The 22500-nt window shown below is 63.1% G+C and carries 24 protein-coding genes, 3 tRNA genes and 1 pseudogene; 16 read left to right on the top strand and 12 right to left on the bottom strand.

Features of this window, described 5'->3' with window-relative positions:
• The first annotated feature begins 107 nt into the window (after window positions 1–107).
• From CQ015_RS14040 to CQ015_RS14025, 4 genes are all read left to right on the top strand, one after another.
• Complete coding sequence (locus tag CQ015_RS14040; RefSeq protein ID WP_105650421.1) at window positions 108–1445, top strand: PspC domain-containing protein; 1338 nt, start codon at window positions 108–110, stop codon at window positions 1443–1445.
• A gap of 12 nt (window positions 1446–1457) precedes the next feature.
• Window positions 1458–1697 carry a hypothetical protein gene (locus tag CQ015_RS14035; protein ID WP_105553151.1) on the top strand — a complete coding sequence of 80 codons (240 nt, stop codon included), beginning with the start codon at window positions 1458–1460 and terminating at the stop codon, window positions 1695–1697.
• A gap of 24 nt (window positions 1698–1721) precedes the next feature.
• Window positions 1722–1964 carry a PspC domain-containing protein gene (locus CQ015_RS14030; protein WP_096283732.1) on the top strand — a complete coding sequence of 81 codons (243 nt, stop codon included), beginning with the start codon at window positions 1722–1724 and terminating at the stop codon, window positions 1962–1964.
• Window positions 1965–2195: 231 nt separating this feature from the next.
• Window positions 2196–3224: a 6-phosphofructokinase gene (locus CQ015_RS14025; RefSeq protein ID WP_105650420.1), complete on the top strand. Its 1029-nt coding sequence runs from the start codon at window positions 2196–2198 to the stop codon at window positions 3222–3224.
• A gap of 74 nt (window positions 3225–3298) precedes the next feature.
• Here the strand turns inward: CQ015_RS14025 and CQ015_RS14020 are convergent, their stop codons facing one another.
• From CQ015_RS14020 to CQ015_RS14010, 3 genes are all read right to left on the bottom strand, one after another.
• Window positions 3299–4384 (bottom strand): folate-binding protein YgfZ, encoded by a 1086-nt coding sequence (locus CQ015_RS14020; protein ID WP_181148212.1) that lies wholly within the window; start codon window positions 4382–4384, stop codon window positions 3299–3301.
• A 1-nt stretch (window position 4385) separates the two neighbouring features.
• Window positions 4386–5000: an FABP family protein gene (locus CQ015_RS14015; protein WP_105650419.1), complete on the bottom strand. Its 615-nt coding sequence runs from the start codon at window positions 4998–5000 to the stop codon at window positions 4386–4388.
• 255 nt (window positions 5001–5255) lie between these two features.
• Complete coding sequence (locus CQ015_RS14010; RefSeq protein WP_105553154.1) at window positions 5256–5990, bottom strand: hypothetical protein; 735 nt, start codon at window positions 5988–5990, stop codon at window positions 5256–5258.
• 128 nt (window positions 5991–6118) lie between these two features.
• Between CQ015_RS14010 and CQ015_RS14005 the strand changes: the two genes are divergently transcribed.
• The 9 genes from CQ015_RS14005 (at window position 6119) to asd (ending at window position 14371) form a co-directional block, all read left to right on the top strand.
• A complete protein-coding gene (locus CQ015_RS14005) occupies window positions 6119–6775 on the top strand; it encodes a response regulator transcription factor (protein WP_105553155.1) in 657 nt (218 codons plus the stop codon).
• A 50-nt stretch (window positions 6776–6825) separates the two neighbouring features.
• Window positions 6826–7788 carry a mycothiol synthase gene (gene mshD, locus CQ015_RS14000; protein WP_105650418.1) on the top strand — a complete coding sequence of 321 codons (963 nt, stop codon included), beginning with the start codon at window positions 6826–6828 and terminating at the stop codon, window positions 7786–7788.
• 82 nt (window positions 7789–7870) lie between these two features.
• Window positions 7871–10087, top strand: coding sequence for an RNA degradosome polyphosphate kinase (locus CQ015_RS13995; protein ID WP_105650417.1), 2217 nt, complete (start codon window positions 7871–7873; stop codon window positions 10085–10087).
• Window positions 10087–11094, top strand: coding sequence for an NUDIX hydrolase (locus CQ015_RS13990; RefSeq protein WP_105650416.1), 1008 nt, complete (start codon window positions 10087–10089; stop codon window positions 11092–11094). Before CQ015_RS13995 ends, CQ015_RS13990 begins: the two co-directional genes overlap by 1 nt.
• Window positions 11095–11175: 81 nt before the next feature.
• Window positions 11176–11499, top strand: coding sequence for a GNAT family N-acetyltransferase (locus CQ015_RS13985; RefSeq protein WP_105650415.1), 324 nt, complete (start codon window positions 11176–11178; stop codon window positions 11497–11499).
• Window positions 11500–11549: 50 nt separating this feature from the next.
• A complete protein-coding gene (locus tag CQ015_RS13980; RefSeq protein WP_105650414.1) occupies window positions 11550–12362 on the top strand; it encodes a thymidylate synthase in 813 nt (270 codons plus the stop codon).
• On the top strand, window positions 12359–12907 hold the full coding sequence (locus CQ015_RS13975) for a dihydrofolate reductase (RefSeq protein ID WP_105553161.1): 549 nt from the start codon (window positions 12359–12361) through the stop codon (window positions 12905–12907). The genes CQ015_RS13980 and CQ015_RS13975 overlap by 4 nt, the downstream gene beginning before the upstream one ends.
• Window positions 12908–12912: 5 nt before the next feature.
• A complete protein-coding gene (locus tag CQ015_RS13970) occupies window positions 12913–13140 on the top strand; it encodes an NF038396 family protein (RefSeq protein WP_096283756.1) in 228 nt (75 codons plus the stop codon).
• Between the two features lie 112 nt (window positions 13141–13252).
• Window positions 13253–14371 (top strand): aspartate-semialdehyde dehydrogenase, encoded by a 1119-nt coding sequence (gene asd / locus CQ015_RS13965; protein ID WP_105553162.1) that lies wholly within the window; start codon window positions 13253–13255, stop codon window positions 14369–14371.
• Between the two features lie 53 nt (window positions 14372–14424).
• Here asd and CQ015_RS13960 read toward each other — a convergent pair whose 3' ends face one another.
• The 6 genes from CQ015_RS13960 to CQ015_RS13935 all read right to left on the bottom strand — a co-directional run bounded on the left by CQ015_RS13960 (window position 14425) and on the right by CQ015_RS13935 (window position 18847).
• A complete protein-coding gene (locus CQ015_RS13960; protein ID WP_105650413.1) occupies window positions 14425–15486 on the bottom strand; it encodes a UDP-N-acetylmuramate dehydrogenase in 1062 nt (353 codons plus the stop codon).
• 27 nt (window positions 15487–15513) lie between these two features.
• Complete coding sequence (locus CQ015_RS13955; protein WP_258138588.1) at window positions 15514–16734, bottom strand: MFS transporter; 1221 nt, start codon at window positions 16732–16734, stop codon at window positions 15514–15516.
• Window positions 16710–17150 (bottom strand): MaoC family dehydratase, encoded by a 441-nt coding sequence (locus CQ015_RS13950; protein WP_105553164.1) that lies wholly within the window; start codon window positions 17148–17150, stop codon window positions 16710–16712. The genes CQ015_RS13955 and CQ015_RS13950 overlap by 25 nt, the downstream gene beginning before the upstream one ends.
• A gap of 3 nt (window positions 17151–17153) precedes the next feature.
• Window positions 17154–17600 carry a MaoC family dehydratase N-terminal domain-containing protein gene (locus CQ015_RS13945; protein WP_105553165.1) on the bottom strand — a complete coding sequence of 149 codons (447 nt, stop codon included), beginning with the start codon at window positions 17598–17600 and terminating at the stop codon, window positions 17154–17156.
• A 48-nt stretch (window positions 17601–17648) separates the two neighbouring features.
• The gene (locus CQ015_RS13940) at window positions 17649–17909 is read right to left on the bottom strand and encodes a hypothetical protein (protein ID WP_096283766.1); all 261 of its coding nucleotides are present in this window, start codon (window positions 17907–17909) and stop codon (window positions 17649–17651) included.
• Window positions 17910–17974: 65 nt separating this feature from the next.
• Complete coding sequence (locus tag CQ015_RS13935; protein WP_105650459.1) at window positions 17975–18847, bottom strand: DUF2797 domain-containing protein; 873 nt, start codon at window positions 18845–18847, stop codon at window positions 17975–17977.
• A gap of 203 nt (window positions 18848–19050) precedes the next feature.
• Here CQ015_RS13935 and CQ015_RS13930 point away from each other — a divergent pair, with 203 nt between their 5' ends.
• Window positions 19051–19905 carry a GTP pyrophosphokinase family protein gene (locus tag CQ015_RS13930; RefSeq protein ID WP_105553167.1) on the top strand — a complete coding sequence of 285 codons (855 nt, stop codon included), beginning with the start codon at window positions 19051–19053 and terminating at the stop codon, window positions 19903–19905.
• Between the two features lie 50 nt (window positions 19906–19955).
• Here CQ015_RS13930 and CQ015_RS13925 read toward each other — a convergent pair.
• A tRNA-Met gene (locus CQ015_RS13925) sits at window positions 19956–20029 on the bottom strand.
• Window positions 20030–20076: 47 nt separating this feature from the next.
• Window positions 20077–20148: transfer RNA gene (locus tag CQ015_RS13920), tRNA-Thr, on the bottom strand.
• A 414-nt stretch (window positions 20149–20562) separates the two neighbouring features.
• Here CQ015_RS13920 and CQ015_RS13915 point away from each other — a divergent pair.
• Together CQ015_RS13915 and CQ015_RS13910 are read left to right on the top strand one after the other, a co-directional pair.
• Window positions 20563–20634 (top strand) — tRNA-Thr (locus CQ015_RS13915).
• A gap of 286 nt (window positions 20635–20920) precedes the next feature.
• The gene (locus tag CQ015_RS13910; protein ID WP_105650412.1) at window positions 20921–21844 is read left to right on the top strand and encodes a DUF222 domain-containing protein; all 924 of its coding nucleotides are present in this window, start codon (window positions 20921–20923) and stop codon (window positions 21842–21844) included.
• A gap of 47 nt (window positions 21845–21891) precedes the next feature.
• On the opposite strand, the pseudogene CQ015_RS13905 reads toward CQ015_RS13910, so the two are convergent.
• Window positions 21892–22500 (bottom strand): annotated as a pseudogene (locus CQ015_RS13905) (IS3-like element ISAar37 family transposase); the annotation flags it as partial.

Here is a 22500-nt window from a genome sequence, read left to right as displayed (position 1 = left end):
TTCCCGGGCAGAAAACCGGGTCGCTGCCGGAAGTCAGGGCGGCCCCTAGGGAAGAATCAGGGTAGCCCCTCATAGCGCTAAGCCCGCCCCCGGGAGAAGATTTAAGCATGGACAACGAGAACTCTCCGCGCAGCAACGTTTTCGACCAATTACGCAAAATTGGCATCGAACGGCAAGATTCCCAGTGGCTGGGCGGCGTTGCGGCGGGCATCGCACAGCGATTCAACATCGATGTGGTGCTGGTGCGCGGGGTATTCGTCGCGTTGAGTTTGCTCGGCGGAACCGGCTTCCTGGTTTACGGGCTGGCTTGGGGGCTCTTGCCCGGCCCCAAGGGCACGATCCCCTTGGAGCGGGCGGTGCACGGCAAGGACTGGACCAGCGCGCTCACCGGAGCCCTGGTATTTTTGCTCATCGGCTTCTTCCTCGCCCCCTGGCTGCTCAGCACCGTGGCCCCGATTCTGTGGCCGCTGCTGGTGGTCGCCGGAATCCTCTTCGTGATCTTCAGCCGACGCGACACCAAGTTTGCCGGCACCTCCAAACCCCGCCGCACGCCGAAGCCCAGCGCCCCGGCACCCGGCTCCGTCGTTGAAAAGCCTTGGCGAGCGCAGCGTGCCCAGTCCTTCAGCACGCAGGCAACCGTTTATCCCGAACAGTTCCCACCGGCTACGAAGCCGCTGCGCAATCCAGAAACCACGCACCCGCACACCGACAAGAGCAACGCAGACTCCGAGGAGGACTCCATGGACCCCGAACCTCGCGGCTTCGGCCATATCCCGCAGGACCACGGTCCGCAGCTGGATCCACATTTCGCCAAGGCGAATAAAAAGCTGCGCAATGCTCCCCCGGTTCCCGGCTGGGTTGCCACCATCATCGTCGGCGTCACGATCCTGACGGTGGCGTTGGTGCTCGCCGCGGATTACCTCGGGGCGATCGCGCTGCCGGGCAACGGGTGGGGCACGGCATTTGCCATCGGCTTGTTCGTGGTCGGCTTGGCGCTGGTCTTCGTCTCCCTCGCGCACCGCACCAGCGGCGGGCTGCTCGGGCTGGCCATTCCATTGCTGGTACTCACGGTGATCTTCGGTGGCAACGATTTCCGCGGCATGCAGGGCGAAACGGTCGGCGTGGCCACGGATTCGAACCAGTACAGCTCGGTGTTCAGCAAGTCGACGGTGGACCTGCGCCACCTGTCCACGATCACCGAGCCGACGACGGTGGAGGTCTCCTCGGTCTTCTCCAAGGTGGATCTCGAACTGCCCACGAACATTCCGGTGCAGATCCAGGCCGACGGGCTGTTCCTCTCCTCGCTCAACGAAAACAATTCGCAGCCGGCGGGCGGCTTCGCCGCAGATGCCCCCACGCTCACGGTCGTGATCAATGGCGTATTCTCTGGATACGATCCCGAGTACTCAAGCGATGGAACCGGCGCCTCCAACCCAACGTTCTAAGGAGCGGACAGCATGAATTCTGATCAGCAAACCGAAGCAAAATTTCCTGCCGGCACCTTGGTGTTTGGCCTGATCCTCGTCGTGGTCGCGCTTGCGACGCTCAGCCGAACCCTATTCAGCTGGCACTTCGACACCCCGTTGTTCTTCATCGCGCTGGTTGCCCTGGCCGGGGTGGGGATGATCTTCGCGGGCATCTCCTCGGCACGCAAGGCCAGCGGCAAGAACACCGAACTACCTTCCCACAACGACTAGCACCCACCTTTTTTAGGAGCACTCATGGATACCTTCTTCAACCAGATCCGTTCGATCCCGCTGCGCCGCGGCCCCTCGCGCATGGTTGCCGGGATCGCCGGCGGCATCGCGGATAAGTTCGGCTGGGATGTCACCTTGGTCCGCATCGGGCTGCTGCTCTCCTTCCTCCTGCCGGTCATCGGCATCGGCGCGTACATCGTGGCCTGGCTGCTGATTCCGGCCCAGGATGACAGCATCGTGCTGCAGAAACTGCTGCGCAAGTTCTAATCCCACGGAGTATCTCTGAAACAGAGCGGGTTGTTCGCTACCTCAGGTGGCAAACAACTCGCTCTTGTGGTTTTAACCACGTAGAATCTTAGACAACTCGATGCTCAATGGTGCGCGGAATCGAATGAAGTCCGAAGGGTTTTCCTCGGATACCCGGCCCGCTCCGCAGCAGCATTCAGCAAGGAACCCGTCGTGTATCCGAAGTCTTCCCTACTTACTAAGTGAGGGTAAATGCGCATTGGAATCATGACTTCGGGAGGCGACTGCCCGGGATTGAACGCGGTGATCCGCGGTGCGGTGCTCAATGGCATCAAAAGCTATGACTACGAATTTGTTGGCTTCCGCGACGGCTGGAAGGGAGTCAAGGAAGGCGACTTCTTCGAGCTTCCCCGGACCGCCGTCCGCGGTATCGCCAAACAGGGCGGAACCATTCTAGGCACCTCGCGCACCAACGCGTTCGAGGGAGAAAATGGCGGAGCCGAGCATATCGCCGCCACGCTGAAGCAGAACAATGTCGACGCCTTGATCGCGATCGGCGGCGAGGGGACCCTCGCCGGCGCGCAGCGCCTGTGCGAGGCCGGGCTGCCGGTGGTTGGCGTCCCGAAGACCATCGACAACGACCTGGACGCCACCGACTACACCTTCGGTTTCGACACCGCAAACCAGATCGCCGTGGAGGCCATCGACCGGCTGCGCACTACCGGGGACTCGCACCATCGCTGCATGATCGCCGAGGTCATGGGCCGGCACGTCGGCTGGATCGCCATGCACGCCGGCATGGCCTCCGGCGCCCATGCGATCCTCATCCCCGAGGTTTCCACCACCATGGAAGAGATCTACCAGTGGGTGCGCGAAGCCCACGAGCGTGGCCGTGCACCATTGGTCGTGGTCTCCGAGGGGTTCGTCCCCGAGGGCCTGGACGAGGCGTTCTCGGTGCGTGGGGTGGATACCTTCGGCCGGGCGCGGCTCGGTGGAATCAGCGAAATGCTCGCCCCGCTGATCGAGGAGCAAACCGGCCTCGAAACCCGCGCCACCGTGCTGGGCCATATCCAGCGCGGCGGAGTGCCCACCGCGTTCGACCGCGTGCTGGCCACGCGGCTTGGCATGGCCGCGGTGAATTCGGTCGCCGATTCGGCCTGGGGCACCATGGTCGCGATCCACGGCACCAAGGTCAACCGCGTCCCGCTGCGCGCGGCGCTGAACAACCTCAAGCGGGTTCCGATGGACCGCTACAACGAGGCCCGGATCCTCTTCGGCTAAATTCCGCACCGGCAAAGCAACAGCGGTCCGGCACCTCCCGCGGGAGGTGCCGGACCGCTGTTGCGTTAAGCTGCTCAGGCCGGGGGCGGGGTCCGCAGGAAACCGGTGAACCGGCCCGCGGTCTGTCCGGCGTCCGTGGCCACGATGACCTCTTGCGCGGCCGGGTAGACGCTCTCGCCGTCCACGACGCTCAGCACCGCTTCGGGGTCAACATTGCGTTTGATCACGCCCAGCGCGATCGGTCCGGCTTCATAGTGCAGGGAGGCCGAGGTCAGCTTGCCGACGGTGCGCTCACCGAGCTTGATCTCCGAACCGGCGGCCGGCAAGGTGTGCATCGACCCGTCGAGGTCGAGGAACACCAGGCGACGCGGCGGGTGGCCGATGTTGTGCACGCGGGCAACGGTTTCCTGCCCCTTGTAGCAGCCCTTGTCCATGTGCACCGCGGTGCGCAGCCAATCCAGTTCATGCGGGATGGTCTTGTCATCATTCTCGAAACCGAAGCGCGGCTCCCAGGCGGCGATGCGCAGGGACTCGACCGCCATGCTCCCGGCAAGCTCTTCCTCGCCGACGGCTTCTTCCAAGCGCTCAAGTTCAACAACATGCAAGAACCACGGTCGTTCCAGACCCGGGTGGTCCTCGCGTGAATAGGCCCATCCCCCGGCGCTGACCTGCGGCCACGGATTGCGCCACACCAGCTCGTTGCAGCTGGGAATCTCGCGCACCGCGCCGAGCACGCCATGGGTGCTCGAAAGGTTTGCCAGTTCCACCCGCAGCATGAACCGCATCGATTCGAGGAATTTCTGCAGCGGCTCGGCGCGCCCCTGCTCGACGATCAGCAGCACCCGATCGGTGTCGATGAGCACCTTCATCTCGTGCTCGATACGCCCCTGAACCGAAAGCAGCAGCGCCTGGCTGGAGGCCCCCGGCTTCAGCCCGGTGAGCGACTGGCTGCTGAGCGTGTTCAACCAGCTCTGCCGGTCCTCGCCACGCAGTTCCAGCACGTCAAGGTGGCTCAGGTCGGCAATCGCCTGGCCTTGGAATAGCTTGCGGGCCTCGCGGGTGGGCGCGCCATAATGCGCTGCCACGCCGGCATCTGCCCCGGATGCCTCGATTGCTGCCGCACGATCCAGCAGCACCGAACGATATTGATTTTCGCTCATGTCAGGAATCCATCGCCTCTGTAGTAACACGTTTCAGCGCGGCTGAGGCATGAGCCTTGAGATCTTGATTGCCCAAGGACACATCCCAACGCCAAAATAGATCTCCGCCGACAAGCCCGTACATCCGGGTCGAGGAGGCGTACTGCTTCGCGTTCTTGCTGCGCAACAACGCTTCGGTGGCCAGGTGCACCCGCGGACCGTCGATCAGCCCGTAGTAAAGTTCGCTGATCCCGCCAGGCTGCAGGATCTGCGCCTGAATTTTGAAGCCCTCTGCGGTGTGCAGCTGCTGCACGTCGTCGGCCGAGCGCAAGGCCGGGACGATCTCTCCCGGGGTCATTCCTGGGCCCGCGTCTGCATCCTGCTGCTCACGGTCAAGCGACCAGAAGCCGTTTTCAACGGCCAGGATCCGCAGCTTGGTGCCGTCGGCTTCGGTGAGCCACGCTTCGCTGCGGTATTCCAGATACGGGGCGCCGACCTCGCGGAAGGTGACCTGCTGCCAAAAGTGCGGGTCCGCATCCTCCCCGTCGCCGAGGCGCCCGCTTCCTTCCCAGCTGCCGATGAGCCACGAGAAGGGCACGAGTTCCGGCATGAGGTCCGTGGGAATGTCAAAAGCCATAGACTAGCTGCTCCTAAGTTGCCCGGTTAAATGGAAACAGCGCACACGTTTTTGTGTGCGCTGCTTCTACTTCTGCCCCTTGAAGAGACGCTTTACTACAAGTCCGGCGAATCCGGCCATGCCCAGACCTGCAATGGTCAGCAAGGCGAGGAAGAAAATTTCGAGTGCAAGGTAATTTTCATTCATGCCTACATCTTAGCCCGAGCAATTCGGTATTTCCGACACTCGTGACGAAGCAGGCATCACATTTCATGATTAGCTCAGCAGGGCCATCACGTACCAGCTCATCGCTCCGGCCAGGATCAGGATCCCGCTAGCCAGGGCGAGCACACCGGAGAGCGTGCGGATGCTGCGGGTGGACAAGGCCAACGCACGCAGGCTGCCCACCAGCAGCCCCGCCAGCACCCCGATGGTCAGCGCCTGGTACCAGGTGGGGCCGAAGGTCAACGCGCTGGCCGCCGCCCCGAGCGCCCCGCCGATCAAGGGGGCCAGCACGAAGGTAATCCGGTCCGGCAACCGGGTAATGGCGATCGCCCCGGCGCCAACGAGCGCGATGAGAGTGAAGACGGTGACCCCCAGCGCCCCCTCGCCAAGGCCCATGGCGGCCCATCCCGAGCCTTGCGCCACGATGGCCAAACCGGTGATCCCCGAAACCACTCCGGCTAGCCGCCCATCGGCGGTGGAGCCGCGCATGACCTGCGTAATGAAAATCATCAGCACCCCGGCGGCAATGACCTCGACGCTATGCGAGGTCTGCGTGGCCCCCGGCATGAAGAGCGTCGCCGCGGTGGAGGCCAGGGCGGCGATCGCGAGGATGATGCTGATCGTCCAGGGAGTCTCCGAACGCGTCATCCGCGGCCAGGTATAGGCAAAAACTAGCTGCAGCACCACGGCGACCGCCGCCATCGCAAAGTTCAGCGAACTGAGGCTGGCGGCGCCAGCCAACAGGGCCGCGGCGAGCAGCCCACTAATCAGTACCTTGATTCGCAAACTAAATTTCCCATCGGTAATAGTCCGGGCACTTGCTCGTTCACATGCGCACTTTGAGTGATTCTTTCTTTATACTGTGACACGTAAAAACGATTTTTTCGCACACCACTGGCAGGAGGAACTCCATCATGGCGCACCTACTGCTCCTGAGTAATAATGCAAGCACCGGTGCCGAGGTGCTTCCGGCGCTGGAACTGCTGCTTCACGAGAACCGCTGCTTGCCGGCCAACACCGAGGCGCTGAGCCAAATCGGCGACGCCGAAGCGGTCATTCTCGACGCGCGCACCGAGCTGATTGCCGCGCGAGCCCTGGCGCAAACCATCCACTCTACCGTCAATTTACCGTTGTTGCTGGTCATTGGCGAGGGTGGCCTGGGCGTTCTGAATTCCGCTTGGCATGCCTCCGACTTCATTTTGCCTACCGCGGTCCCCGGGGAGCTCGAGGCCCGGATCCGGCTGATCCTTTCGGCCGCACCGGAGGTGGTGGTCCAGGAGAATACCTCCGGGCTGACCATCGATGAGCTGAGCTACACCGCGCGCATCGATCGCCGCATGCTGGATCTGACCTACAAGGAATTTGAGCTGCTCAAGTACCTCTCGCAGTTCCCCGGACGCGTCTTCACCCGCGAGCAGCTGCTCCACGAAGTGTGGGGCTACGACTACTACGGCGGTACCCGCACCGTCGACGTTCACGTGCGTCGCTTGCGCGCCAAACTCGGCACCGATCATGAACAGCTGATCGGCACCGTGCGAAATGTCGGCTACCGCTTCTACACCGAAGTTTAAGTTTCTCCCGCCACTGGTAGCTGCACGGAATCACCGGCTAAGGTGAAGGTATGAGCGAACTGCCACAAACTACTTTGTCCATCGAGAAAACACAAGGTGAGCTGGAAGAACGCGAACTTGCTGAGGTACGCAAGCTTGCCGCCGCAGCTCAGGAACACGACGGCAACCCGCCGCTGAGCGACCAGACCCTGGTCGCCCTTGGCTCCGAGGAATTCTCGGACAAGGTCTTCTCGCTGCGCGCCGAGCAGCAGGCGGACCCCGGAGAGTCCACGCTGGTCGGCGTGGTGGCCGCGGTGCGTGATCCGGAGGCCGATTCCTGGGTGGTCGAACTCGTGGTGCACCCGCAGCATCGCCAGCAAGGCATCGCCTCGGCCCTCGTGCAGCGCCTCGGCGAAGAGCTGGAACTGAGCCGCATTCAGGCGTGGGCCCACGGCGGGCATCCCGCGGCCAAGAAGCTGGCCGAGGCAATCGGCCTGGCCACCGTGCGCGAACTCCATAAGCTGCGCCGCGAAAGCCCCGAAGCGCTGGAAGTTCCGCAGCTGGACCGCGGCAGCAACGTCCGCACCTTCCGGGTGGGCGAGGACGAGCCGGCCTGGTTGGCCGCCAACGCGGCGGCATTCGCGGACCATCCGGAGCAGGGTTCGCTCACGCTGGCTGATTTGGACTCGCGCATGGCCGAATCCTGGTTTGATCCTGCGGGCTTCTTCTTGGCTTTCGACGCCGCGGAGCAGGTCATCGCCTTCCACTGGACCAAGATCCACCCGGCCACCGGGGATTCGGTCCGCCCGCTGGGCGAGGTCTACGTGGTCGGCGTGGTCCCCGAAGCCCAGGGCCTGGGCCTGGGCCGCGTGCTCACCGCCCTCGGCGTGAACTACCTGCTGGAAATGGGAGTGGGCGCCGTCTTGCTCTACGTTGACGCCGAGAACCAGGCGGCGGTCAGCCTGTACCGTTCGCTGGGCTTCACACTCTGGGACACCGACATCATGTACGGCCCGCAGCCGATAGAATCGTAGGGTACCGGGCAGAGCAGAGCCTCTGGCCAGCGCAATGAGGTGCAACTAGGTTTCCACTTGCAGAAAGAAGCGAGTTCAGTAGATGACTACCACCCCGAAGCAGCCGGCCTCACAGTTACGTGATGTGCCAGCGTCGAAGATGAACGAAGACCGCATCGAGCCGGCCATCAAATCGCCGGCCCGGCATCCCGAGGGTGGATTCAACAACGAACGATTCCTGGATCGGGAGTTGTCCTGGCTGCACTTCAACGCGCGCGTTCTGGAACTCGCCGAAGACAAGGATCTCCCGCTGCTGGAGCGGGTGAACTTCCTCTCAATTTTCGGCTCGAACCTCGACGAGTTCTTCATGGTGCGCGTGGCCGGGCTCAAGCGCCGCATCGCCACCGGCCTGGCGGTGCCCGCAGCCAACGGGATGAACCCGGTCGACCAGCTCGAACTGCTGCTCAATTCGGCCCACGAGCTGCAGACCCGGCATGCCCTGGTCTTTTCCGAGCAGGTCCGCCCGGCCCTCGCGGAGGAAGGCATCCGGATTACCCGCTGGGATGAACTCGGCGAATCCGAGCGCCAGCACCTCTCCTCCTGGTTCGTTTCCCAGGTGTTCCCGGTGCTCACCCCGCTGGCGGTCGACCCGGCGCACCCCTTCCCCTACATCTCCGGGCTGTCGCTGAACCTCGCGGTGGTGGTCCGCAACCCGCTGACCGGCAAGGAGCTCTTCGCCCGGCTCAAGGTGCCCGATACCATCGCCCGGCTGGTCGGCATCGACGGAGCCAAGGCGGCGCACTCCTCGCAGCGCACCGCCCGGTTCATCCCGCTCGAAGCGCTGATCGCCGTGCACCTGGACCTGTTGTTCCCGGGCATGGAAATCGTCGAGCACCACTTCTTCCGCGTCACCCGCAATGAGGATCTGGAGGTCGAGGAGGACGACGCGGAGAATCTGCTCCAGGCCCTGGAGAAGGAATTGCTGCGCCGCCGCTTCGGCCCGCCGGTGCGCCTGGAGGTCGCCGACGACATTGACCCGCAGGTGCTCGAACTGCTGGTGCGCGAGCTGAATATCGAGGAAGACGAGGTCTTCCGGCTGCCGGCCCCGCTGGATCTGCGCGGGCTGGGCGTCATCGCCGCGCTGGACCGCACCGAGCTGCACTACACCAAGCATGTGGGCCACACCTCCAGGTTCCTGAACGAATCGGAGACCGCGAAGGCCGCGAATGTCTTCGGCGCGGTGCGCCGGCGCGACATCCTGCTGCACCACCCCTACGATTCCTTCTCCACCTCCGTGCAGGCGTTTTTGGAGCAGGCCGCCGCGGACCCGAAGGTGATGGCGATCAAGCAGACCCTCTACCGTACCTCCGGGGACTCCCCGATCGTCGACGCGCTGATCGACGCGGCCGAGGCCGGCAAGCAGGTGCTGGCGCTGGTGGAGATCAAGGCGCGCTTCGACGAGCAGGCGAACATCACCTGGGCGCGCAAGCTGGAGCAGGCCGGGGTGCACGTGGTCTACGGCATCGTGGGCCTGAAAACCCACTCGAAGCTCTCCCTGGTGGTGCGCAAGGAAGGCGACAAGCTGCGCCGCTACTGCCATATCGGCACCGGCAACTACCACCCGCGCACCGCCCGCTACTACGAAGACTTTGGCTTGCTGACCTGCGACGAAGCCGTAGGCGAAGATGTTTCGCGGCTGTTCAACCAGCTCTCTGGCTACGCGCCGCGGTCCACCTACCACCGGCTGCTGGTGGCCCCGCGCACGGTGCGCACCGGGCTGCTGGAGCTGATCGAGAAGGAAATCGCCAACGCGCAAAACGGGGTCGCGGCCTACGTCTGCATCAAGGTGAATTCGATGGTCGACGAGGCCATTATCGATGCCCTGTACCGGGCCAGCCAGGCCGGGGTGAAGGTGGATGTGATCGTCCGCGGCATTTGCGCGCTGCGCCCGCAGCTGCCGGGCCTGAGCGAGAACATCCGCGTCCGCTCGATCCTCGGCCGCTTCCTGGAGCACAGCCGCGTGTTCTTCTTCGGCAATGCCGGCGACCCGCTGGTCTACATCGGCAGCGCCGATATGATGCACCGGAACCTGGACCGCCGCGTGGAGGCGCTCGTTTCGCTGCACGCCCAGGAGGACATCGACTCCCTCACCGACCTGCTGGGGCGCTATATGGACGATTCAACCATGAGCTGGCATCTGGGCTCCGATGGCGCGTGGACCCGCCACCACCAGGATGCCGAGGGCAAGGCGCTCACCGACATCCAGTTCTGGCTCACCGAAGAGCACACCCGGCGCCGGCAGAGCGGACTGCACAACTAGTGACCGCTTCCCAGTCCCAGCATTCACGTCTGCAGCTGTGCGAACTACAGCGCTCAAGCGATGCCGAAGAGATCCGCCTGGGCGAATTCGATGTGGTCGCCGCCGGAGCGATCCCCTGGCAGCTGCGCGACGGCGAACTGCACGTGCTGCTGATCCACCGCCCGCGCTATGACGATTGGTCCTGGCCCAAGGGCAAGCTCGACTCCGGCGAGTCGATCCCCGAATGCGCCATCCGCGAGCTGCGCGAAGAGGTCGGCCTGCGGCTGAACCTCGGCATCCCGCTGGCGGCCACCGCCTATTCGGTCAAGGGCAAAACCAAGGTCGTCTACTACTGGGCGGCCAAGGTGGACCCTGCGCTGCAGGCGGAGCCCGACGGCGTCGAATGCGATGAGCTGCGCTGGGTCGCGGCGGCCGAGGCCGCGGCGCTGCTGACCAACCCCTCGGATCTCGCCCCGCTCGAGGATCTGCTCAAGGCCCACCAGAAGCAGCGCCTGGAGAGCCTGGCCTTCATCATCCTGCGCCATGCCAAGGCCAAGCCGCGCGGCAAGTGGACACGCGCCGAGGGCGAACGCCCGCTGGCGGCCACCGGCCGCCGGCAGGCGCAGGCGGTGGCGCGCATGCTCGACGCGTGGGGCCCGGAGCATGTGGCTTCCTCCCCGTGGACGCGCTGCGTGCAAACGGTGACCCCGTACCTGGTGCTGCACGCGCTGAAGCTGAAAACCATCCGCTCCATCACCGAGCACGAGGCCAAGCGCAAGCCGCACAAGGCCCAACGCGCCATCGAGAAGCTCGTGGCCAAGTCGCGTTCGCAGGTGATCTGCACGCACCGCCCGGTGCTCCCGCTGATCATCGAGGTGCTGCGCGCCCGGGTTTCGGCGAAGGTCGCGGCCCTGCTGCCGGCCCAGGACCCCTTCCTGGATCCGGGCGGGGTGATCGTGGCCCAGCAGGCCATCGGCGCGAAGCATCAGTTCGTGTCCGTGGAGATCCACGCGCCCTATCACGACTGACTCGCGCGCGGTCGTTGCATCTATCCCCGAATGCGACTATGACTAGAGGTGAGAGAAGTCACGTTCGAGGAGGCAACCGCCATGACTGCCCAACAGCCAGAACACCCGGTGCAGAAGATCGTGCATCAGGGCTTGCGCATGGACCACGACCCGGGGCGCGGGCGCTACTCGCTATGGCACGGCTCCACCTTCATCGGTTTCATCGGCTACCACCGCGAGGAGCAGCTGGTGACCTTGCAGCATACGATCGTGAACGAGGAGTTCGGCCGCCGCGGCTACGCCCGCGCGCTGGTGACCATGGTGCTCGATGAGCTGCGCGCCGAGGGAGCCAAGATCGTCCCCGAATGCAGCTACGTGCAGGATTACCTCTCCCGCTACCCGGAGTACCACGATATGCTCGCCTGAGCCGGCGCCGCTTTTAGCGCGATCGGGCCATGGAAAGCTAGGATGGAACGGTGACTTCACAGACTATCGCCACACCGTATGAAGACCTGCTGGCCGACGTGCTCGCGAACGGCGCCGCGAAAGAGGACCGCACCGGCACCGGCACGCGCTCCGTCTTCGGCCGCCAGCTGCGCTTCGACCTGAGCGAATCCTTCCCGCTGATCACCACCAAGCGGGTGCATTTTAAGTCGGTTGCCGCGGAACTGCTCTGGTTTTTGCGCGGTGAATCAAATGTGAAATGGCTGCAGGACCAGGGTGTGCGCATCTGGAACGAATGGGCCGATGAAGACGGCGAGCTCGGCCCGGTCTACGGGGTGCAGTGGCGCAGCTGGCCGACCCCGGACGGCGCGCATATCGACCAGATCTCCCAGGTCATGGATTCCCTGCAAAGCAACCCCGATTCGCGCCGGCACCTCGTGTCGGCCTGGAATGTGGCCGAAATCCAGAAGATGGCCTTGCCTCCCTGCCACGTGTTCTTCCAGTTCTACGTCGCCGAGGGCAAGCTCTCCTGCCAGCTCTACCAGCGCAGCGCCGACATGTTCCTCGGCGTTCCCTTCAACATCGCTTCCTACGCCCTGCTGACCCTGATGGTCGCCCAGCAGCTGGATCTGGAACCGGGCGAATTCATCTGGACCGGCGGCGACACCCACATCTACACCAACCACCTGGAACAGGTCCGCGAGCAGCTGCGCCGCGAACCCTACCCCTACCCGAAGCTGGAATTCGCGTCCAAGCCGGCCTCGCTCTTCGACTACACGCTGGAAGACTTTGTGCTCAAGGACTACCAGCACCACCCGACCATCAAGGGGGCCGTGGCCGTATGAGTCCACGCCACGCCACCGGCCAGGCACCGCTGATCGGCGCGATCTGGGCGCAGGGCGCCAACTCGATCATCGGCGCCGCCGGCTCCATGCCCTGGCATGTGCCCGAGGATCTGGCCCATTTCAAGGCCGTCACCGCCGGGCACCCGGTGATCATGGGACGCAACACCTGGGAATCCTTCCCGGCCAAGTTCCGCCCGCTGCCCGGGCGCAGCAATATCGTGCTGACCTCCCGCAAGCAGGATCAGCTCCGCGCCGACGGCGGCATCCCGGCCGGCGGCCTGCGCGAAGCGCTGGATATCGCCCGGCAGAGCCCGGGCAGCGAAGAGATCTGGATCATCGGCGGCGGGCAGCTCTACGCCGCGGCCCTGGAGCTGCTCGATGTTGCGGTGGTCACCCGGCTTGATCTGAGCCCGGCCGGCGATACCAAGGCCCCGGCGCTCCCGGAAGATTTTAAGCTCTCCGCGGCCGACCCGGCCGAGGCCTGGCATAGCTCAAAGAGCGGTATCGGCTACCGCTTCGAATCCTGGATCCGCGAAAAGGACTAACCGACGTGAAAAAATATCTTGGCGAGCTCAAGGCGCACCCCGAGGCGCTGTTCATCCTCGGCTACATGCTCTTCCCCCTGCTGGCGCTGGTGGTGGCGGCCCTGGGCTTCTTCATGGTGCTCAGCGGAAACAAGGTCTTCGGGCTGATCATGCTGCTGGTCCCCACCCAGCTGTTCATCTTCGGCGCGATGTGGGCCATCAACAATCGCAAGAAGCTGCTGGAGGAAAAGTAACTCTTCGGCTTCCGCGAATCACACTCGAGCCCTGCTGGGCCTCGGGTGTGATTCTGCTTTAACTGCTGTAACGAACCCGGCCCAGATGGCCCGCGCGCCCTACCATGGAGATATGACTTCATCTGTTGGATTTGTTGGTTACCGCGGCATGGTTGGCTCCGTGCTGATGCAGCGCATGCTCGACGAAGGCGATTTTGCGCACCTCGACCCGGTCTTCTTCTCGACCTCGAACGCCGGCGGCGCCGCCCCGGCATTCGCCGAAGGCTCCGGGGCGCTGCAGGACGCCTACGATCTTGAAACCCTGGCCAAGCTGCCCATTATCGTCACCGCGCAGGGCGGGGACTACACCTCCAAGGTCCACAGCGAATTGCGCAAGTCCGGCTGGGATGGGCTCTGGATCGATGCGGCCTCCACGCTGCGCATGAACGAGGATTCGGTGATCGTGCTCGACCCGGTCAACCGCAGCGTGATCGATCATTCCCTCGTCGCCGGGGTCAAGGACTTCGTCGGCGGCAACTGCACCGTCTCGTGCATGCTCATGGGACTCGGCGGGCTGTTCAAGAACAACCTGGTCGAATGGGGCACCTCGATGACCTACCAGGCCGCCTCCGGCGGCGGCGCCCGTCACATGCGCGAGCTGCTCACCCAGTTCGGCGACATCAACTCCCACGTCGCCTCCGAGCTGGACGACCCGGCCTCCGCGATCCTGGAGATCGACCGCAAGGTGCTGACCGCGCAGCGCGGCGGGCTGGACGCCACCCAGTTCGGCGTGCCGCTGGCCGGCTCGTTGATCCCGTGGATCGACGCGGACCTGGGCAACGGCCAGTCCAAGGAAGAGTGGAAGGCCGGGGTCGAGACCAATAAGATCCTGCAGACCAGCGGAGAGCGGCACGTGGCGGTGGACGGGCTGTGCGTGCGCATCGGCGCGATGCGCTCGCACTCGCAGGCGCTGACCCTGAAGCTGAAGGAAGACCTGGCGGTCTCCGAGATCGAATCGCTGCTGGACTCCGACAACGAGTGGGCCAAGGTCGTGCCCAACACCAAGGAAGCCACCGTCGACGCGCTGACCCCGGTTGCCGCCTCGGGCACCCTGGACATCCCGGTGGGCCGCATCCGCAAGCTGGAAATGGGCCCACAGTACATCTCCGCCTTCACCGTGGGCGACCAGCTGCTCTGGGGCGCCGCGGAGCCGCTGCGCCGCATGCTGGCCATCGCCCAGGGCCGCCTCTAGGCACACGGCAAAGCCCCTTCGAGCCATCGGCTCGAAGGGGCTTTTTGCGCGCTCTAGAGGGCGAGGCCGATCAGCAGCGGTTCGTTGACCAGCATGATGCCAAAGCGCTCGTGGACCCCGGCGCGCACCGCCCGGGCGATGGCCAGCAGATCCGCGGCGCTGGCCCCTCCCCGGTTGGTGATCGCCAGGGTGTGCTTGGTGGACAGGGCCGCCCGCCCGCCGGCCAGCTCGTAGCCCGCGCTGCCTTGAAGCCCGAAGCCCTTGGCGAAGCCGGCCTGGTCGATCAGCCAGGCCGCCGACAGCTTCACCAGGCCCGCCTCGGGCACCGGGTAGTGAGGTGCGTCCGCCGGTAGCCGCTTCAGCACCTCGGCGGGCAGGATCGGGTTGGTGAAGAAGGAGCCGGTGGAGTGCGAGTCGGGATCGTTCGGCTCGTACACCATGCCCTTGGAGCGCCGCAGCTCCAGCACGCTCTGGCGCACCTTTGCGGCCGGCGCGCTGTCCCCGGCTTCCACGCCGAGCCGCCGGGCCAATTCCGCATAGCGGATCGGCGCGGAGGCCTCCGTGCGGCGCAGTGCGAAGCCTACTTCCAGCACCACGTAGCGCGGCGAACCGTTCTCGCTCGTGCGCTTGATCAGCGAGTCGCGATAGCCGAAGGAAAGCTGCTCCTTGTCCATGGTGAGCCGCTCGCCGGTTTCCCGGTCGTAGAGCCGCACCCATTGAAGGGTCTGCGATATGTCGGCGCCATAGGCCCCCACATTTTGCACCGGAGTGGCTCCGGCGCAGCCCGGGATGCCCGAGAGTGCCTCCAGCCCGCTCAGTTCCTGGGCCAGGCTGAATTCCACCACGGCGTCCCAGTTCTCCCCGGCGGCCACGCGCAGCAGCGCGGTGTGCGGGCTCTGCTCTTCCACGCGCACCCCGCGGGTGGCGATCTGGATGACGGTCCCGGGGAATCCCGCATCGGAAACGACCAGGTTCGAGCCGCCGCCGACGAGCAGCATGCGCTGCCCGGCGGCGTCGGCCGCCGCGATGGCCGCGACCAGCTCGTCCTCGGCGGTGGCGACCACCAGCGACTGGGCCGGGCCGCCGACCTGCGATGTCGTCAAATTCTTCAGCATGCTCCTACTTTCGGATAATTACGTGTGCTAGTGGTCTTCGGCCTGGCGGTACCCTGCCATATTGGCGGAAAGGCAGAAGGCAAGCACCACCAGAATCGAGATGCTGCCCAGCGCCGGCAGCAGCCCGATCGCCCCGGCCAGCAGCCCCAGCAGCGGCGGGCCGCCCAGGAAGGCGCCGTAGCCGATGGTGGAGACCACCGAGACACGGGTGGCCGCATGCAGCGGATCCGCGGAGGCGGCGCTCATCGCCAGCGGGAAGGTCAGCGCGACGCCCATCCCCCACACGGCCAAGCCGAGGAAGGCCAGCGGCAGGCTGCCGCCGAAGGCGAAGAGCAGCACGCCGGCCAGCGCGGCGATCGCGCTGGCCTGGATCATGCGCACCCGGCCCAGCCGGAGGATCAGATCCCCAGACAGCAACCGGGTCAAGGTCATCGTGCTCACGAACACCCCGTAGCCGATGGCGCCCACCGCCGCGCTGCTCTGGTAGCCGTCGGCCAGGGCGAGGGCCACCCAGTCGCCGGCGGCCCCTTCGGCCAGGGCCATGCCCAGCACCAGCACGCCGAGCAGCACCGTGCGCGGTTCCCGCCAGGCCGCCTTCAGCGAAGGCCCGGAGTGCGTGCGCGGGGTCCTGGCGAAGTCCTCGCCGAAGAACCGCGCGCTGTAGAGCACCGTGCCCACGATGAGCAGGCCCATCGCGCCGTAGTGGTATTGCACCGGCAGCGCCAGCGCGGCCGAGGCGGCACCGATTCCGGCGCCGAGCACGGTGCCGATGGAGAAGAATCCGTGCAGCGCGGGCATGATGCTTTTGCCCAGGGCCCGTTCCATGGCCGCGCCCTGCACATTGGAGGCCACATTCCACGCGGCGGTCCCCAGCCCCTGGGTGAAGAGAAATACTCCGGTCAGCCAGGTGGAGCCCAACGCCCCGGAGCCCAGCCCGACCAGCAGCAGCGAGCTGCCCGCCACGCTCGCCGCGACGCGCATGACGTTGGTGGCACCCACGCGCAAGACGGCCTGCCCCGAGAGGGCTACCGACAGGAAGGAGCCGGCGCTGAGGCAGAGCAGCAGCAAGCCGACATTCGCGTGATCCAGCGCCAGCGCGTCGCGCACCGCCGGCAGCCGGGAAACCAGAGCGGAGATCAGCAGGCCGCTGGCCAGGTAGGCCGCCATCAGCGAATTGCGCCAGGCGATGACCGCTCCGGGCGCTTCGCCTACCGGGTGCTTGTTCAGAGCTGCACCACGGCCTGGCACTTCATCAGCACCTTGGTTCCGTTGGCCGATACGGTCAAGTCCACGCGCGCGGTGCGGGCTTCGGCATCCAGCGCGCCGATCTTGCCTTCGATGTCGATGGCGGTGCCCGCCGCGTCGCCCGGGTTGCTCCCGGCCGGGTCTTCGACGATGACCGGCTTGGTGAAGCGGGTCTGGTAGTCCAGGATCGCTCCGGGGTTTCCCACCCACGCGCTGACCAGTTCGATGACCGAACCCATGGTGAACATGCCGTGGGCGATCACCGAGTCGAGCCCAACTTCCTTAGCGAAGCGCTCGTTGTAGTGGATCGGGTTGAAGTCCCCCGAGGCGCCGGCATAGCGCACCAGATCGCCCCGGTTCACGCTCACCGTCTTCGAGCCGATGACTTGTCCCTTTTCCAGGGTGGAGAATTCGATCATGGCCTAGTCCTCTGCTCGTACCAGTAGCGATGAAGTGGTGGTGGCGACCTTCTCGCCGGCCACGGTGGTGATCTCGGAGCGGGTGGTGATCATCGCCCCGGCCCCCATTTCGCGCACCTGGTCCACGTAGAGCTCGGCGAGCAGTTCGTCGCCGGCAACGATCGGCCGGTGGTGGGTGAACCGCTGGTCGGCATGCACCACGCGGGAGAAGTCGATTCCCGAGGCCGGATCGGCGATGAGCTGGGCATCGGCACGCTGCGCGATGATGATGGCGAAGGTTGGCGGGGCAACCAGATCCGCGTACCCCAGATCGCGGGCCGCGCTCACCTCGAAATGCGCCGGCGAGCTTGCCTTGGTTGCGGTGGCGAATTCACGAATCTTTTCGCGTCCTACCTGGTAGGACGCACCGGCGGGGTAGATACGCCCCACGAGGTCAGGGTTGATACCCATTAGTTCTCCTGCACGTTGTGAGTTGCTAAGTAGCTTTTGGTGGCTCTGTTACTTCTGCTTCTTGGCGCGCGGGGTCGCCAGTCCATTGGCGATGCGCCAGTTGCGGGTATCCCGGGCGCGGACAGCCAGCGCCACAATATGGCACAGCATGCCAACGACCATAATGCAGATCGCGGTGTAGACCAGCGGCAGCGAAGGAATGTTCGCACCGATGATTGCCAAGATAATCCCAAAGCCCATAACACCCATGGCGGTGAACACAAGCTTCTTGTAACGCGGAGAGGCCGCTTCCCATGGAGTGTTGGTCATGGCATCCAGTTTAGTTGACGGTGCGCGCCACGGTGCCCAGCGCGAAACGAAATTGCGCGTGAAACTCAGAACAATGGAGATTGTTCCTCGAAGAACTCACCGCGCTGCTCTTTCACGCTCACCACGCGAGTCTTCAGTTCCGCGGCATCGAGCAATCTTAGAGTCGTCTCCGCGCCGCTGTCCACGAGAATCACCTGGCCAAGCACCCCGCGAATGCGCAGATTCAGTTCGCTTCCCGGAACCGCTCCCGCCCATGGGTGGACGGACTTGGCATCCCATGCGCGGATTACCTCACGCGCAAATGCGGGCTGTTCCCAACGCTGATCCATCAATTCCACGCCATAGGCCGATAGGTCCCCCTGCGATTCGAGGAAGGTTTGCGTGCGCCGCGCGGCCGATGCATTGGCAGCGTCCAGACTCGCGGCATCCATGTCCCACGAGGTCAGCCCTTTAACCTTGGATTTTTGTCGAATCTGCTGCTTCAGACCCACATGCTCGGTGACAAGGTCCTCCAACACGCGGATCGCTGCGCCATCTACCGCCCGGGCGACGTAGCGTGCGGCTACCGCCCCTTGCTGCGCCAGTCGCGTCCACTTGCTCTGCATCGAGGTGGTTCCGACCTTGGTAGCACCTTGAGCGAAACTTGCGACGTACAGGAAATGCGGTTGCTCCAGGTATTTGCGCAGCCCCTCGGGCGCTTCTCCGGTCTTGTGGAACTGGTGCATGAATTTGCTTTGGTCCAAACGGCGGCAGCCATCGCATTGCGTGCCGGTGTTCAGTCCCTTGAGCTTCGGGCAGGGATGCAGGCTGCGTGAACCATCGGCACGCATGCTCACATATCCCAGACAGAACTTCGTATCCCCCACGCTCAGCGTGATCGATCGGTTTTCGCGAAGCGGTTCATTGATCCAGTCATCGCCACGGCGCAGGCGCAACATTGGATCTGGCTCATTTTGCGAAAAACTAATTCCATGGCAGAGCTGCCGGTTTTCACGTTCGAGAATCATCCGACCCTTTCAAAAGTCCTGCACTCAACGTTAGAGCGTTATACACCGCGACAATGCACTACCAACATGTATCTCGTTCATGCCTAATTCTTAGTGGACAGCATTAGTGTGGAAGAAGATGACGAAATATTGGTATGCCCTCGGGCCTACTACTTTATGCAGAGGTGGCCGAAATTTCTCCCCATTCAGATGATCACCACGCCGTCCTACCTACTCCGATCAGCAATTCCGCCGGCGGCGACGGGCCGCTTGCCTATGACTTCGCGCTTTCCCTGCGGCAGTCGCTTCCAAAGTTCATGATGGAATACCGCTTCGCCGCGGACGAAGTGCTGACCAAGGTTTCGATCCTGCGCGAGGAATTCTTGTATTTGCACAAGTACAACCCGATCGAGCATGTCACTTCACGCGTGAAATCACCGGAGAGCATTCTTCGAAAAGTAGTCAAGCGCGGCATCGATCCAGCCCTCTCTTCAATTCGCGCGAACATTACCGATATCGCCGGAATCCGGATTACCTGCAGTTTCATCAAGGACACCTACAAGATCCTTAATACGCTCACTTCACAGAACGATCTCAAGGTGCTTCAGGTCAAGGACTACATCAAGAACCCGAAACCGAACGGCTATAAAAGCTTGCACGTAATCCTGGAGATTCCGGTGTTCCTCTCGGAGGGGCCAGTCCCGGTGATCGTCGAGGTGCAGATTCGTACCATCGCCCAAGATTTCTGGGCCAGTTTAGAACACAAGATTTTCTACAAGTACGAAGGCTCAGTGCCGAGCCATTTGGTCGAGGAACTGACCGAAGCGGCCGGCGCAGCCGAAAAACTTGATTTCCAGATGCAGCGGCTTCACACGGCCGTGCATGGGCACGATGCGAATGCGGGAGACCCGGCTACCGGTGAACCATTCGATGAAGAGCTGCTCGAGCAGGTCCGCACATTGGCGCTGAAAGCATCGAGGAACACGGCCGATAATATCGGCCAGCCTTAGAAAACGAAGAAAGCCTCGAAAACTCAACGAGTTTTCGAGGCTTTTGTCGGTAGCGGCGCCGGGACTCGATCCCGGGACCTCACGATTATGAGTCGTGCGCTCTAACCAGCTGAGCTACGCCGCCACAAGTGGGAAGTCATCCTGTAGAAGCCAAGAAGACTTCCCACTCAGAGCCCCCTGCCGGAATCGATCCGGCGACCTCGTTCTTACCAAGAACGCGCTCTACCACTGAGCTAAGGGGGCAACGAGTAAATACTCTACACGGATTTCTCAGCAAAGAAAAATCGGACCAACCCCGCGTGAACCAAACCCCAATTTCCCATAAAGATCCAAGTGAAAACGGTTATTCACTTTCTCTGTTCGCGGACTTTGAATGGCCCTCACCAAAAACCTTGCCCGTGACGCTACTCACTCAAAGCTAGTCTTCTCGGCTATGCGCCCGCACTCTTCCCCGCAGTCCCAGTTCCGCCCAATTTTGCCCTCGCAACCAAGGCGGCTGGTTGCATTGGCCGACCATCACGCCGCCGCTGCGCAGGCAAGCAACCAGTGTCCATTGAATTCAGAGAACCCCTACTGAGCATGGATTTTGTGAGGTCAAGCACTAAGCGGTGCCTGATTTTGAAAACACATAATTTGTGTGTAAAGTATTTACCTGTTGCCCCCTTAGCTCAGTGGTAGAGCGCGTTCTTGGTAAGAACGAGGTCGCCGGATCGATTCCGGCAGGGGGCTCGGATAAAAGGGAGAAAATCTGTTCGCAGATTTTCTCCCTTTTTGCTTGCCAAAATACTTTCCGAATCAGAGCACGGGCCACGATCCCGCTATAGGCGCAGCCCCCAGGCCAGCAGCTTGCGCATTGCGGGGACAATACCTGTCAACTCATTCAACGCCTCTAGAGCTTCAAGCCACAGCGATTTATTGACGTTTTCCACAGGCGCTCAGCCAGGTAAGTTTCCACTAATCCACAGTTGGTAAACGCCACCCCAAACCCTCCACGCCACCCACGTACAGTGGAAATATGTTCGAAGAACACAACGAAGACAACAAACACTTCGAAACCCAGCCCCCACCCAGGCCACCCACCCCAGGCGTCCTGAACCAACCCATGCCCTTCATCGAGGACCTCAACACCCGCCTAGCCACCATCCTGGAACACGGCAACCAAACCACCCTCACCCAAACCATCGACGACCTCGAACGACTCAAAGCCAGCTGCAGCGCAGCCCAAGCCAAACTCGCCTACCACTACGAAAAAACAGTCGTCCGCGACCACGAAGACCGCGGCATCCACATCGACCACAGCGCACGCGGCGCCGCCGCAACCATCGCCATCAACCGCCGCCAAACCACCCACGGCGCCTGCAACTACCTCACCTCCTGCCGCATCCTCAACGAAGACACCCCACACCTGGCCCACGCCTTCGAACAAGGAGAGCTCACCGAACGCCAAATACTGGCCATCACCGCACCACTGCAAGAAATCGACACCAACCCACGCCGCGAATTCGACGCTCTCTTCGCAACCCACCCCGACATGTTCAACCACCTCGGCCCCAACGCCATCACCGACACCGTCCGCAAATTCACCGAACGCTACCAAAGCAGCGAAAAAGCCATCCAAGCCGAAGACGAAGCCGCCAAACGCTACATCCGCTTCCGCAAAGGCAAAAACTGCGTCATGCTCAGCGCCAAGCTCCCCCTCATCGAAGGCACCGCACTGGCCAAATCCATCAAACAACGCGCCAAAGCAATCCACCGCACCGGAAACGACCCCCGCACCAAAAAGCAGCTCCAAGCAGATCTGCTCATCTGCAGCCAACTCAACGGCTTCCCACCCAAAATCCCGCTCTTCCTCGACGTCAAGCTCATCATGACCGACAAGGCCCTGTTCCTCGGCGACCGGGAACCGGCGAACCTGCCCGGCTACGGCATGCTCCCGTGAGCTGGTCAAGTTTCTGAGACACGAACTTTGATTTTTTCTTATTAAACTCAGGCCGCGAGAGCCAAAGAATTCTGCTCCCAATACCAGTCGAGCAACATCTGAGGACTCAACCCGCCATTAGTCGTATGCGGACGCTTCCTGTTGTACCAAATCTCAATGAACTCCATAACCGCGGTACGCGCCGCAACCCGGCTCGTAAACGCCCGATGATGGTACATCTCGTTCTTGATCGTCGAGAACGCCGACTCGGCAACGGCATTGTCCCAACACACTCCGGTACGGCCCATTGACTGCCGCACACCATTCTCAGAGCACCACGCTTGAAATGCATCTGACGTGTACTGAGTTCCGCGGTCTGAATGAAAAACAGTCCCAGCGCTGATGAAACCACGCGACATCGCGAGCTGCATCGCATCGATAACCAGTTGCGTTTGCATGTTCGCACCCATTGACCACCCAACGATCTGACGTGAATACAAGTCGATCACCGTCGCCAGATACAGCCACCCTTCACCGGTTCGCAAGTAGGTAATATCGCCCACCAACTTGGTTCCAGGTCGGGACGAACGAAAATCACGGCGGCCGAGCTTATCGACCATGTGATTCTTGATATGAGCGGTCCTGGCTTGCTGGTCATGCACCGTGGTGACTTTGAA

This window comes from Arthrobacter sp. MYb221, from assembly GCF_002979835.1.
GTDB lineage: Bacteria > Actinomycetota > Actinomycetes > Actinomycetales > Micrococcaceae > Glutamicibacter.
Note: the sequence above shows the minus strand (reverse complement) of the source record. Positions and strands in the feature narration are given on the sequence as shown.

Bases quoted from the DNA above. Each gene is read 5' to 3' on its own strand.
- CQ015_RS14040 (WP_105650421.1), top strand. From the start codon at position 108: ATGGACAACGAGAACTCTCCGCGCAGCAACGTTTTCGACCAATTACGC.
- CQ015_RS14035 (WP_105553151.1), top strand. From the start codon at position 1,458: ATGAATTCTGATCAGCAAACCGAAGCAAAATTTCCTGCCGGCACCTTG.
- CQ015_RS14030 (WP_096283732.1), top strand. From the start codon at position 1,722: ATGGATACCTTCTTCAACCAGATCCGTTCGATCCCGCTGCGCCGCGGC.
- CQ015_RS14025 (WP_105650420.1), top strand. From the start codon at position 2,196: ATGCGCATTGGAATCATGACTTCGGGAGGCGACTGCCCGGGATTGAAC.
- CQ015_RS14020 (WP_181148212.1), bottom strand. From the start codon at position 4,384: ATGAGCGAAAATCAATATCGTTCGGTGCTGCTGGATCGTGCGGCAGCA.
- CQ015_RS14015 (WP_105650419.1), bottom strand. From the start codon at position 5,000: ATGGCTTTTGACATTCCCACGGACCTCATGCCGGAACTCGTGCCCTTC.
- CQ015_RS14005 (WP_105553155.1), top strand. From the start codon at position 6,119: ATGGCGCACCTACTGCTCCTGAGTAATAATGCAAGCACCGGTGCCGAG.
- mshD (WP_105650418.1), top strand. From the start codon at position 6,826: ATGAGCGAACTGCCACAAACTACTTTGTCCATCGAGAAAACACAAGGT.
- CQ015_RS13995 (WP_105650417.1), top strand. From the start codon at position 7,871: ATGACTACCACCCCGAAGCAGCCGGCCTCACAGTTACGTGATGTGCCA.
- CQ015_RS13985 (WP_105650415.1), top strand. From the start codon at position 11,176: ATGACTGCCCAACAGCCAGAACACCCGGTGCAGAAGATCGTGCATCAG.
- CQ015_RS13975 (WP_105553161.1), top strand. From the start codon at position 12,359: ATGAGTCCACGCCACGCCACCGGCCAGGCACCGCTGATCGGCGCGATC.
- asd (WP_105553162.1), top strand. From the start codon at position 13,253: ATGACTTCATCTGTTGGATTTGTTGGTTACCGCGGCATGGTTGGCTCC.
- CQ015_RS13960 (WP_105650413.1), bottom strand. From the start codon at position 15,486: ATGCTGAAGAATTTGACGACATCGCAGGTCGGCGGCCCGGCCCAGTCG.
- CQ015_RS13950 (WP_105553164.1), bottom strand. From the start codon at position 17,150: ATGATCGAATTCTCCACCCTGGAAAAGGGACAAGTCATCGGCTCGAAG.
- CQ015_RS13945 (WP_105553165.1), bottom strand. From the start codon at position 17,600: ATGGGTATCAACCCTGACCTCGTGGGGCGTATCTACCCCGCCGGTGCG.
- CQ015_RS13940 (WP_096283766.1), bottom strand. From the start codon at position 17,909: ATGACCAACACTCCATGGGAAGCGGCCTCTCCGCGTTACAAGAAGCTT.
- CQ015_RS13935 (WP_105650459.1), bottom strand. From the start codon at position 18,847: ATGTTGCGCCTGCGCCGTGGCGATGACTGGATCAATGAACCGCTTCGC.
- CQ015_RS13930 (WP_105553167.1), top strand. From the start codon at position 19,051: ATGCCCTCGGGCCTACTACTTTATGCAGAGGTGGCCGAAATTTCTCCC.
- CQ015_RS13910 (WP_105650412.1), top strand. From the start codon at position 20,921: ATGTTCGAAGAACACAACGAAGACAACAAACACTTCGAAACCCAGCCC.